The sequence below is a fragment of the Candidatus Eisenbacteria bacterium genome (assembly GCA_030017955.1).
GTDB lineage: Bacteria > Eisenbacteria > RBG-16-71-46 > JASEGR01 > JASEGR01 > JASEGR01.
Genome location: JASEGR010000076.1, coordinates 1 through 12,697 on the forward strand (window position 1 = coordinate 1; position 12,697 = coordinate 12,697).

The following is a 12,697-nucleotide window of genomic DNA, read 5'->3' on the forward strand; positions in this document are numbered from 1 at the left end:
CGCATCCTGGCCAAAGTCACCAAATGTAAAGAAGCGTTAGACGCACTACACTAGTGTCGTGTCCCGGCAGTGATAATCTGAAGCAAGAAACCTCCGGCGTCACATTCGGACACCGGAGGCCATTCCTGCCCCGAGCTTTTTCTATTTGATGAAACTCATCTTGCCCGTTATCGTTGATGTCCCTATCTTAAGACGGTACAAGTAAACTCCGTTTGACACCTTCCGTCCATCCTCGTCAGTTGCATCCCATCTGGTCAAGTAATTCGCCGCCGGAAGGGCCGTGCCCAGAAGTCTCTTAACGGCCTGCCCCTTGAGGTTGTAGATTGTCAGTTCACAATAGGAATCGCCTAGAGTCTGCGGGACAGCGAAGCCAATGACTGTGGACGAGCTGAATGGGTTAGGGAAGCTTTTGTGAACGATAAGAGTTTCGGGCAGTTTCTTGGTTGGCTCAGGCGTCGGACCGCTATCGACCCCTGTCGAAGCGAAGAGGCATAAGCCTGACCCCTTGCTTTCGCCACGACCATCAGCCAAGTAAAGGTTAACCCAGGATGGCCGGGTAGAATTGAATAGATACGAAGCTTTCCATTCCTCGTCTGAAAGCCGCAGGAAGTTTGTTGTAAGATATTCGTGATAGCTCATCACGGGTCCAACAAATGCGGTCATCTCGTGACCAGGCAATTGAGCGACAAAAACACCCAAATCTACCGGGCCGGTTCCGACATGCAAAACCCAGCCGACCGGATTTCCGACGGGATCGGTGGGTGCAGTATGGATGTCAGCCACCAAATGATCACTTTTCAGCAGCTGACCCCCTGAACCATAATCCCTAAAGAACAATCTGGGGTACCAACCTCTATAGGAAGCACCGCAACCGGAGACAGTAAACAACATTTGCCTCAGGAAATTCATCTCTGCACTTGAGAGCGGCATGTTGCTTAATTCTTTACTCGCTATCGAAGACAGAGTATCGGCCACTCCGTGCATCATCGAGAAGTAATCGACGATAGATCTCCTTTCCAGCTCATTCGGGAAATTGATATTTTGGAATTTGTCTTCAGCGATTTGTGCGAAAGCTCCGACTGCATCATAGAATTCAGGTATCGGCTCCACATAGCTGTATGGATACGAGCAAATGACAGAACCGGTGTATGACTGCTTCGCACAAAGAAGGTTGTCGTGCCTTAACTCCGCCCAGGAAGCGAGCTGGGTGTTCATTTTCTCTTGCCACCATGCGGCTGTTTTCATAAAGGAAGGAAGGCCCTCACGGTCCATTGGCGGGCTAAGTGAACGGATTGCGCTCAACCAGAGATTAAAGAGCGTGCTGTTCCAGAACTCCTGGTCATAGTGGTCAACGAGATACCGCACTGCGGCAAGGTTACTGCCGTAGTTGTAAGTATCCAGCTCGGACTGCAACAACTGTGCCGATGCATTATTTCCCAATGCGAAGAGCACATCGAGCGCCGATGGCAGCATGCGCGGTACCCTAATGCCTCTGTAGAGAATCTTGTCAAAGACAACCTGTCCAGTGATGTAAGAGTCGATGACAAATCGTTGGCCCAGAAGCAAGAATGATGAAGCAGGAATGATACTGTCGGGGTTCATTGGATCGTTCATCAGTATTTGTGAGAGTATCCTCTGAAATGCGTACGATTTTGTTATGAGTGTGTCCTGGAATCTGCGAAGATTGGCTGTGTTAAGTAATTGATTTGCCGAAGTAATGTTGGCTGCGGCCAGAACTTCCTGGATATTTGGAAGTGTCACATTGTCCTGCTCTCCCACAAAGAAGCGAATGATGCTGTCGATTTCTTCAAGCAATGGGAGGGCATTTGCTAACTGCGCGGCTTCCGAGATTAGTGCTACGTCGATCGTTTGACGTCGGATATCCTCATCCGTCGGTGTTGGACTCAGTGAACGTGGCGGGAGCAAGTAGATCTCAGTTCGCCCGAGCCACATCATTGACTTGAAATATCCCGCAAGCTGCGGATACTCTTTGGACGTGTAGTGCCCCCTGAGCTTGAATTGACTGAAATCGATACTTCGCGCTTTGCTCGCAAACAAGGGGAAATCCACTGGCTGCTCTGCTTGAATCAAGCTCAGTAACTGGGTGGCTGTTGCCTGGTTTTCTGGGTAGTAGGGAGATACAGTCTGCCCCAACAGCTTTCGCGGTATGGTGAGGTAGACATCTACGTCTTTGAGCATCAGTTTCATTTCCGGATTGGATGCGTAGCGGGATGCGAGGGTTGGTAACTGGGAGTGGAGCTGTTCGAGGAGTGAGCCAAGTTCTTGAACAAGAATCTCGACCTCTACACCACACAAGATTCTGTCATACGACATGTGCAGTGCATGCAGGATTGCATCCGTAGAGATAAACACCGGTAGGTCTTCACGCCACACGTCGAGGAAAGCATGGCCGAACGACGGATAGGACAGCCGCTCCGTGACCATGAAGTCATGCTGCCGGATAAGCGATTTTTCGTAGTCAGTGAGCCGGTATTTGACATCGATGCTATCGAGATAGTGAATGGTCGATGGAGTTAGATTTGCCTGTGAATGAAACAACCCCGCAGGATGAGATTGAAGCAGCTCCGCTGAGGTGAGATCTTGATGCTCTGACAGGAACTGCTTGTAGGCATCAATGTCGAAGTCGCCTGTCTGCCCTATTGCTTTGACCTGGAAGCCCGCCGTGAGGAATGCCAGAAGAACTAGTCCATAGACACTTCGATTCCTTTTCGTACCTCCCTCCAATATTTTCTCATTAAAACATCGAAGGTGCGTGTCCTGTTCTTGCCTGAGACAATTGGCTACTCATTACATGTTCCTCCTTTTGCTAGAGACGACTACCGTGTGTTGCACGAATTCTCATGGCGGGATCGACAGTGCACTCCAGTAACCCGCATTCTCTTGAGAGACCTGATCACCATCAGCATGGTAGCAATCCGAGGTTAGCCGCAGCGGCAAGCTGTCCGGCTTCTGTGTACGGCAGGTGATTCGTGATGCGGTGTTGCGGCCAGAAGCCCATGAGGCCCCGGAAATCCTCAACAAACGGTGAAGAATGTTGGACTATGAAGTCGTGCAACAGAAAGTTTCTGCAAGGTTGCTGTCGCCAGCTGCATGACCCCGATGACGGCCGGTATGATACCATAAGGACCTTCCAAATTCCACACAAATCTGCATCAACTTATACTACCTTTCATTCAGGTACTACTTCTGACCTCCATCGCTCCGGCTGGCATCGATTTGACTACCTCAATCTGTCCTTGACCAGTCCCGAGCCCTGATTTATGTTTCAACACGATGGTTGCGTGGGCGCACCGGGGCTAGAACGCTCCGCAGCAGGCACACCGCAGGCCTAGCGGGACAGGAATTACTTATCCCTTAATGGATCAACATAAACTCTACCGGACAATTAAGCTCCTTACGGATGCGGAATTCCGCACCGAGGAACAGCTGCTTGCGTACGTCCTCGAACGAATCATCCAGAACCAGGAATTCCCGATAAAGGGGGGACGTATCTGGAAACTCGATTCCACTTCGGGAGAGTACCGGCTCTTGCGGCAATACGGAGAGATTGAGCTGATTAGCAGGAACTTCCGTATCCGCGTCCGCGATTACCCTCTGTTCGTGCAGCTTCCGAAGAAAGGGACGATTATTACGACCGAGACGAACACCTACTTGCGCAGGAAGGGAATCTCCCACTATTCGGCAACCGGGGTCGGTGAACACATCCGGTGGAAGGGAAACCCCCTCTACCAGTACGTCATCGCCATCAATGCCGAGTATCTGCGTCATGACATGCTGTACGCGCTGAACATCATCGGTGTTGCCCTCACAACAGCGCTGAAGAACCGCCGCAGCGAGTCAAAAGCGAAGCAACTCGAGCGTGACCTGGATAAGGCGCGGGAAATCCAGCGGAGCATTCTCCCAGAACACGAGATGACGTTCCATAACTATGATCTCTACGGAATCTCCCTCGCTGAACGGGTCGTGGGAGGCGATTTCTTCGACTATCTGCAGACACCCGAGGATACGGAACGGCTTGGCGTCGTCGTCGGAGATGCAACGAGCAAGGGGCTGTCCGCTGCTGCGCAGGCCCTGTACGTGTCAGGCGCACTCCGCATGGGTATCCAGTTCAACACGAAGATCAACACACTCATCTCGAAGATCAATCAGCTGGTAAACCGGACATTTACCACCGAGCATTTCATTTCTATGGTGTACGCAGAGTTTACCGCCACCGGAGATGGCTTGGTCTCGTACGTCAACGCGGGGCACAGCACGCCAATCCTCCTCCGCGGAAAGACGGAAGAGGCCGAGCGCCTGCCTGCCACCGGGCAGATCCTGGGACCATTCCCGCGTGAGAAGTACGGGTCAGCCTTCACAATCATGAAGAAAGGAGATATCCTGCTGCTCTACACAGACGGCATCGTGGAAGCCTCAAACGAGCGGCATGAGATGTTCGGTGAAGAACGCCTCGTAGAGCGACTGCGGCACCACAAGACCAAAACGCCAAAACAGATCTGCCAGCAGATCCTGGAGGATGTCCAGATCCATAATCGCCTCGAGGAGCACTCTGATGACAAGACGATTGTGGTCGTCAAGAGGACTCGATAGGCGCTGAAGAGCTCTGCAAGGAACCGCGCGTTTCCGGACAAATTCCGGATTTTCCTGGAGCAGGAACCCTATTGAGAACAGCCTTGAACCGTGATTGACTGAAACCCGGATGCCCCCTGCATCGTATTCATAGACAAATGATTCACAAGCGCCCAAGGAGACGTTCGATGAAACGAAATTGCCTGGTCCTCATCGTCTTATTGATGGCCGTCATAGTTGCCTGCGCCGGCTGCAGCAGAAAGGCAAATTCGAAAGCGAAGGGGAAAAAGGACGACAAACTCATGGTCCCGGTGGAGGTGGCGACTGTAACTGCCGGTGACATCGCTGCGTGCTTCACAGGGACTGCAACAATAAGCGCGGAGGATGAGACTGGCGTCGTGGCCAAGGTGGGAGGCGTCGTTAAGCAAATCGTTGTCGAAGAGGGGCAGTACGTCAAGGCAGGGGATATCCTTGCCAGGCTAGACGACGAAAAGATTTCCGTGCTGCTTGCCCAGGCCAGAGCCAACCTCGACAGGCTCAAGAACGTTTACAAGCGGAACGCCGACTTGCACAAGCAGAACCTTGTCAGCACCGAGGTTTACCAAGACAGCCAGTACGAGTACGAACAGCAGAAGGCAGCTTACGAAATCACTGAGCTCGACCTCAAGTACACTTCAATCCGCACTCCCATCAGCGGTGTGGTCGCGGAACGGCTTATCAAGATTGGGAACATGGTGCTGCCGAATCAGACCGTGTTTCGCGTCGCCGGTCTGAATCCGCTCATTGCCGTACTTCATATCCCCGAGAGACAGCTCAGCAAACTCCGCGCCGGACTTCCCGTGCAGCTCAACGTGGATGCAACCTCAGGAGAGCGGTTTACCGGCCATGTCAAACGCATAAGCCCGGTTGTCGATCCTTCAACCGGGACCGTAAAAATCACGGTCGAAGTGGGGGATCCGTCAAGGCGCCTTAGACCTGGCATGTTTGCGCGGATAAACATAATCTACGATGTGCACCAAAATGTTCTGAAGGCACCGAAGGATGCAATCATCTCTGAGGACAGGGAAAATGCCGTTTTCGTTGTGCGCGATAGCGTGGCCTACCGCCAGCTCGTCCAAACGGGCTACACAAACACAGCCCATGTCGAGGTGCTGACCGGTCTCAAACCGGGGGACATGGTCGTAACGGTGGGGAAGAGCAACCTCAAGGACAGCACCAAAGTCCAAATTGTCTCTCCATGACACATGCATCCCCGGGCGAGTCTACGAAAAGAATGGTCCCCGCTGCTCTCGGCCTTAGGGCTCCAGACTTGACAGCAGAAAAGACGGTCCGACGATGAAAATCATCCCGTTTTCGACCAAGCGCCGGGTGACGGTTGCCATGTTCACCCTGGCCGTCGTCCTTTTCGGCTTCGTCTCCTTTTTTCGCCTCAGAATAAACCTTCTCCCAGAGCTCAGCTACCCGACGCTCACCATCCGCACCGAATATCCGGGCGCGGCACCTGCCGAGGTGGAAAACCTCATATCAAAGCCAATCGAAGAGGCCCTTGGTGTCGTTAAGAATGTGAACCGCGTAAGCTCAATCTCGCGGTCAGGGCAGTCGGATGTCGTGCTCGAGTTCGGGTGGGGAACGAATATGGATTATGCCGGACTCGATGTACGTGAAAAACTTGATGCCATCGAGTTGCCTCTCGAAATGAGGCGGCCGATGATTCTTCGTTTCGATCCTTCGCTCGATCCCATCATGCGTTTTGGCTTCTACTACAAGGAGACAAGCGACCAGAAGACCGGTGGAAAGGCGCGTCCGAAAAATCCCGACCAGGGCGGAGCAGGCAAACAGGCTGGGCCTGGAGCACCCGTCGTGCAGGGCGGGTTCGATGAGGAGAAGCTCAAGTACCTGCGCCGGTACGCTGAAGAGGAAATCAAGAAGGAACTTGAAGCTGCGCTTGGCGTGGCAGCGGTCAAGGTGAGCGGAGGGCTCGAAGATGAGATTCAGGTCCTCATCGACCAGGGTCGCCTTGCCCAGATCAACCTCCCGATCGAGCAGCTCTCCCAGCAGATCGGCGCCGAGAATGTGAACCTCTCCGGGGGACGGCTCGAAGAGGGCACCCAACAGTTCCTTGTGCGGACCATAAACCAGTTTCAATCCATCGATGAGATCGACGACATCATCGTTGCAACGAGGTCGGGCAAACCCGTTTACCTCCGCGACATCGCATCCGTGAGACACGGCTACAAGGAGCGTGACGCCATCACGCGCCTTGGCGGGCAAGAGGCGGTGGAGATCGCCATCTACAAGGAAGGCGACGCAAACACCGTCTCCGTGTCACGTGAGGTTTCCAAAAGGCTCAAACGTGTCCAGGGCATGCTTCCCAAGGGGGCAAGTCTTATCAAGGTCTACGACCAGTCCACATTCATCACGCAGGCGGTGAACGAGGTCATAAGCAACGCGTTGGTGGGCGGGCTCCTTGCCATACTGATTCTCTATTTGTTTCTCCAGAATTTCTGGGCCACCGTGATCATAGCGTTCTCAATCCCGGTCTCAGTTATCGCCACATTCAACATGATGTTCGGTGCCAATCTTACTCTCAATATCATGTCCCTTGGCGGCATAGCGCTTGGCATCGGGATGCTCGTGGATAACTCCATCGTCGTCTTGGAGAATATTTCGAGACATCGCCAGCAGGGAAAGAAAACGCTCGATGCGGTGAATGACGGCGCCAGTGAGGTTTCGCGTGCGGTCACAGCATCAACGCTCACGACCATTGCGGTGTTCCTGCCCCTGGTGTTTGTCAGGGGCATTGCCGGGCAGCTCTTCAGGGATCAGGCGCTCACAGTTACATTCTCGCTTCTTGCATCCCTTCTTGTTGCTCTCACACTCATACCGATGCTTGCGTCGCTGCAGCGCGCTGCACCTGCGGAACAAGCCATTTCAGCACCAGTGTCGAAGTCCGTAGGGCGTGTCCGAAGACTGACACGTCGGACAAGAATACTGGCCTTCACGACCATTCCAGTCTTCTGGGTCAGACTCTGGAGTAGGACCGGAAGCGGAGTCTCGCACAATTTGCGAAGGGCCCTCAACCCGGTGCTGCGAGGTTTCCAACGGACGTATGACAGGGTGGAAGCCCGCTACGGTGACTTGCTCGCATGGTCCCTTGTACACAGGGCGCACGTTGTCATCGTGGCTGCCGTACTCTTCGCAGCTTCCGTGGCGATGATTCCGTTCCTTGGGGTTGAGCTAATCCCACAGCTCTCGCAAGGAGAATTCAAAGTTGAATTTCGTCTCCCTCCGGGCACTCCGCTCGAGGTTACGGACTCAGATATCGTGAAGGTTCAGCGATCATCGAACGATGTCGCCGGGATTAAGACGACATTCTCCGTGGCCGGCACTGGAAACCGTATGGATGCTGATCCCGAGCAAGGGGGAGAGAACTGGGGAGAGCTCAATGTCATGCTTGTTCCAGGCTCGGGCCGCAATGACGAGAACCGTGCAATGAGCGATCTCCGAAGACACATGCAGGGCATACCAGACCTGCAATACAAGTTTTCCAGGCCAACCCTGTTCACTTTCAAGACCCCGGTTGAGATTGAGGTCATTGGATTTGATCTGGCGCATTTGAAGCGAGTGAGCAACGATATAGCAGCGAGACTTGAGGCGCTACCGCGGTTTGCCGATGTGAAATCCACCATGCGGAGCGGCCATCCAGAGATTCAGATCAAATTCGATCGCGAGCGTGTGGCCGCTCTGGGGCTTCCAGTGCACCGCGTTGCCGAGCGGGTAGTTGACCAGGTCCGGGGCGACGTCGCGACGCGCTATTCCTGGCACGACCGCAAGATCGATGTTCTTGTCCGGGTCAGCGAAAACGACCGTAACTCGGTGGAAAAGATTCGCAAGCTGATCGTCAACCCCGAGAGCAGTTCACCCGTCACGCTCGATGCCGTAGCAGATATTGTTCTCGACACCGGGCCTGGCGAGATCAGACGTGCCGACCAGGAACGCGTCGCGGTGGTGACAGCGAACCTGAGCCGCGGTGACCTCGGAGCCGCTGCTGCAGATATCAATGCAATCATTGGGAGCATCCCGATGCCGGCAGGCTTGACGGCGCGCCTCGCAGGTCAGAACCGTGAGATGGCAGTCTCATTCCGCTCGCTTGTGCTGGCGCTGATCCTGGCTGTTTTCCTCGTGTACCTCGTCATGGCATCTCAGTTCGAGTCGTTCCTGCACCCGTTCGTTATTCTTTTCACAATACCACTCGCCCTGGTTGGAGCAGTCCTGGGGCTTGCTGTTACTGGATCGACGATCAGCGTCGTCGTTTTCATCGGGCTCCTCCTCCTTGCGGGGATCGTTGTCAATAACGCGATTGTGCTCATCGATCTCGTCAATCAGCTTCGGGATCGCGGAATGAAGAAAAGGGAAGCGATCATCGCGGGTGGACGCTCGCGTCTGCGGCCGATTCTCATGACAACGTTGACGACGGTGCTCGGTCTCATTCCGTTAGCGCTCGGGATTGGCGAAGGCGCTGAGATCCGTGCCCCGATGGCGATCACGGTAATCGGAGGGCTTTCGGTCTCGACGCTGCTTACCCTGGTCGTGATACCGGTCGTATATGTGACGCTTGACAGGAAGGACTGAAATGCAAGCCGCGGATTCCAGCGCACAGCAAGGAATAGACGCATGAATCTTGCCGAGACATCCATGCGGCGCCCTGTGACGCTGCTCATGACATTCGCGTGCTTCGTTGTCGTCGGTATCATAGCCGCTAAACTTCTTCCACTTGAGTTTTTTCCTGCTTTCGACGCTCCGTTTGTCGGTGTCGAGATCCCCTATCCGAACTCAACCCCGGAGGAGATTGAACGCCAGATCACGAAGCCTGCTGAGGAAGTTCTGGCGACTATCAGCGGCATCAAACGAATGACGTCCGACTCGGGTGAGAACGGGTCATATATCCAGATTGAGTTCGATTGGGGGATGGACGCAAATGTCAAGGCGCTCGAAGCCAGGGAAAAGCTTGAGGGAATCCGGCAGCTCTTCCCGCGTGATCTTGAGCGGTTCTATATCAGGAAATTCTCAACTTCCGACATGCAGATGATTATCATCCGGATCTCGAGTAATCGCGATCTCAGCAATGCCTATGACATGCTCAACCGGAATGTCAAGCGCCGTCTTGAAAGGATCGAAGGCGTTTCCAAGGTTGACCTCTACGGTGTCGCGAAGAAGGAGATTCACATCCAGCTTCTCGCAGACAGGGTCATTGCGCACCGCGTTGACATCGCGCGTCTGGTAGAGACGCTGCGTTCCTGCAATTTTCTTGTCACTGCGGGCAAGATCACCGATGAGAATCAGAGATATGTCGTTAGACCGATGGGTGAATTCGCAAATATGGACGAGATCGGCGAGATGGTCGTCGGAAAAAATGATCTGCGCCTCAGTGACATCGCCACGGTCGCATATGAGCATCCTGAGCTGGAATACGGGCGACACCTCAACCGCCGCTACGCAATCGGGCTCGATGTGTACAAGGAAGCTGGCGCCAATCTTGTTGAGGTCGCGAAAAAGGTGGTGCGTGAGATCGAGGCGACAAAAAAGCTTCCGGAGATGGCGGGCATAAACATCTACTACATGGACAACCAAGCAGAGGCAGTTGTTAGCTCGCTCCGCGAGGTGCTCAACTCCGGCCTTCTGGGCGGCTGCCTCGCGGTATCCGTTCTATTCTTCTTCCTGCGGCGGCTCTCCACGACACTGATGATAGCGCTTGCAGTGCCGCTCTCACTCTTTGTGACGCTAACGTTCATGTACTTCTTCGGAGTTTCCCTCAACATACTGTCAATGATGGGGTTAATGCTCGCGATCGGGATGCTTGTTGACAATGCAGTCGTTGTGGCAGAAAGCATCCATCGTCATCAGTTGATGGATCTTTCCGGACCTGAAGCAGTCAAGATCGGTGTGCGCGAGGTTTCACTCGCGGTCACGGCCGGAACGATCACGACCTGCATCGTGTTCCTCCCGAATATTGTGAGCCCGAGAGACCAGATCGCCATCTATCTCAAGCACGTTTCGATTGCGATCTGCATTGCATTGGGCGTCTCCCTAATTGTCGCGCAGACGATTGTTCCTCTCCTGGCATCTCGAATCAAGGTTCCCCCGAAAAAGAAGGAAACCGTGATCGACCGTCTGATGGACCGCTACGAGATGACGCTTGGATGGATGCTCCGCCACCACAAGGCGTCCGCCTTAATCATACTCGGTGTGCTGCTCAGCGTTGCCGTACCGCTCAAGTTTGTCAAAATGAACATGTTTGATAACCCGGAGGACAGGCGGCTCAGGCTGTTCTATAACATCAACGGAACTTACACGGTTGAGAAAGTGGAATCAGCGGTTGACACCTATGAGAAGTATCTTTTCGACCATAAGGATGAATTCGAAATCGAATCAATCTACTCCTTCTACCAGGGTAACTACGCGTCGTCGACAATACTCCTCACGAAAGGCAGGGCGGCCAAAAAGTCGATGAAGGAGATCGAGAATGCGATCCGGAAGAAGCTTCCGGTCTTGGCGATTGCGAATCCTTCTTTTGATTTCCGGAGCCAGATGGGTCAGGGTGAGAGAGTCAGAATCCAGCTCATCGGAAAGTCGAGCGAGGAGCTTATCGGGCTCGCGAAGGATGTCGCGTGGACCATATCGAGAGTTCCCGGGTTCAAGGACGTCCGTTCCGAGGCCGAGGTAGGCCAGAAAGAGATACAGGTTATCGTTGATCGTGAGCGGGCCAGGCAGCAGGGTTTGTCAACCGAGGAAATCGCGCAGGTCGTGTCTGCCGCCATGCGCGGCATCAACCTCCGGCATTTCAGGGGCGAAGAAGGGGAAGTCGGGATGCGGCTCGAATTTCAGGACACGGACAGGCAGTCTCTCGAGCAGCTTGAGAACATTCCGCTCATGGGGCGCGGCGACGATCCTGTAAAGCTGGCATCCGTGGCAGATTTCGAAGTCCGGCCCGGGCCGCGAAACATCCATCGTGAAAACCGGACGACCGCCATCGGGGTTACGGCTAACCTGGCAGATATCACGATGGGACAGGCAAAAAAGAGAATCTCGCGGGCAATGGAGAGCTTTCATTTTCCGCCGGGATATACGTGGAACTATGGCGAGAGCTTCACCGAGGAAAAGCAAATGTTCAACACACTGCTCATGAATATGCTCCTTGCGCTCGCGCTCATCTATTTCGTGATGGCCTCGCTTTTTGAATCTCTCCTTTTCCCGGCAGCAATCTGGACTCAGATAATCTTCTCCGTGGTCGGAGTGTTCTGGTTCTTCCTTGCGACCGGGACGACGATGTCGATCATGGGGATGATTGGAATTCTCATCCTCATTGGCGTCGTCGTTAACAACGGCATTGTGCTCGTTGACCATGTGAACCAGCTGAGGGCTGAGGGCCTCGACCGTGAGACTGCAATCCTCCAGGGTGCCCGACACCGGATGAGGCCGATACTCATGACCGCCGGGACAACTGTTTTGAGTCTCGTTCGCCTGTCCATCGTGAAGACTCAGGTGGGCGGCAGCGGCGGTCCTCCGTATTTCCCCATGGCCCGTGCAATTGTCGGCGGACTCAGCTTCTCGACCGTCGTTACGCTCCTTTTTCTGCCCACTATCTATGTCCTTCTGGATGATGCGCGGGCATGGGTCGGCCGTGTGAGAGCCGACGCCCGGCGCTCCTGATCTGCTCATCTGCCCAGAATTCCTAATAATGTACCCCATCGGATTAATCAATGACATCGGCGGGCTCGAGGACGAAGTTTCTCTGGGTCTTCGTGTCTCACTCAAGAGAGGAACGAGTAAATCCTCTGGGCAAAGGAATAATGTCGGCGTACCCTCTTGTTGGAGTTGACCCGGTTTCGTGGACACTTTACCTTTTGGGGGAGGAGGAGCCACGATGCCGAAGTCACGTCCTGCGTACCCGCCGGAGTTCCGGCGGCGGATAATTGAGTTGGCCCGGGCCGGGGAGAGTGCAGAGGCCCTGGGCCGGAAGTTTGAGCCGTCAGCCCAGACGGTTCGTAACTGGGTGAAGCAGGCAGACCTGGATGAAGGTCGTCGTTCAGATGGTTTGACCACTGAG

Annotated in this window: 6 protein-coding genes; 5 read left to right on the forward strand and 1 reads right to left on the reverse strand. The window is 54.1% G+C overall.

Features of this window, described 5'->3' with window-relative positions; all coding sequences use genetic code 11:
- Window positions 1-141 precede the first annotated feature (141 nt).
- Window positions 142-2,745 carry a DUF3160 domain-containing protein gene (locus tag QME66_10895; protein ID MDI6809471.1) on the reverse strand — a complete coding sequence of 868 codons (2,604 nt, stop codon included), beginning with the start codon at window positions 2,743-2,745 and terminating at the stop codon, window positions 142-144.
- 633 nt (window positions 2,746-3,378) lie between these two features.
- Here QME66_10895 and QME66_10900 point away from each other — a divergent pair.
- The 5 genes from QME66_10900 to QME66_10920 all read left to right on the forward strand — a co-directional run.
- On the forward strand, window positions 3,379-4,611 hold the full coding sequence (locus tag QME66_10900; GenBank protein MDI6809472.1) for a PP2C family protein-serine/threonine phosphatase: 1,233 nt from the start codon (window positions 3,379-3,381) through the stop codon (window positions 4,609-4,611).
- Between the two features lie 167 nt (window positions 4,612-4,778).
- Window positions 4,779-5,831 carry an efflux RND transporter periplasmic adaptor subunit gene (locus QME66_10905; GenBank protein MDI6809473.1) on the forward strand — a complete coding sequence of 351 codons (1,053 nt, stop codon included), beginning with the start codon at window positions 4,779-4,781 and terminating at the stop codon, window positions 5,829-5,831.
- Between the two features lie 94 nt (window positions 5,832-5,925).
- Window positions 5,926-9,222, forward strand: coding sequence for an efflux RND transporter permease subunit (locus tag QME66_10910; GenBank protein ID MDI6809474.1), 3,297 nt, complete (start codon window positions 5,926-5,928; stop codon window positions 9,220-9,222).
- A gap of 42 nt (window positions 9,223-9,264) precedes the next feature.
- Window positions 9,265-12,300 carry an efflux RND transporter permease subunit gene (locus QME66_10915; protein MDI6809475.1) on the forward strand — a complete coding sequence of 1,012 codons (3,036 nt, stop codon included), beginning with the start codon at window positions 9,265-9,267 and terminating at the stop codon, window positions 12,298-12,300.
- Window positions 12,301-12,514: 214 nt separating this feature from the next.
- Window positions 12,515-12,697 (forward strand): transposase (locus tag QME66_10920; GenBank protein MDI6809476.1); only part of this gene is annotated, 183 nt, incomplete at its 3' end.

Bases quoted from the DNA above. Each gene is read 5' to 3' on its own strand.
- QME66_10900 (MDI6809472.1), top strand. From the start codon at position 3,379: ATGGATCAACATAAACTCTACCGGACAATTAAGCTCCTTACGGATGCG.
- QME66_10910 (MDI6809474.1), top strand. From the start codon at position 5,926: ATGAAAATCATCCCGTTTTCGACCAAGCGCCGGGTGACGGTTGCCATG.
- QME66_10905 (MDI6809473.1), top strand. From the start codon at position 4,779: ATGAAACGAAATTGCCTGGTCCTCATCGTCTTATTGATGGCCGTCATA.
- QME66_10915 (MDI6809475.1), top strand. From the start codon at position 9,265: ATGAATCTTGCCGAGACATCCATGCGGCGCCCTGTGACGCTGCTCATG.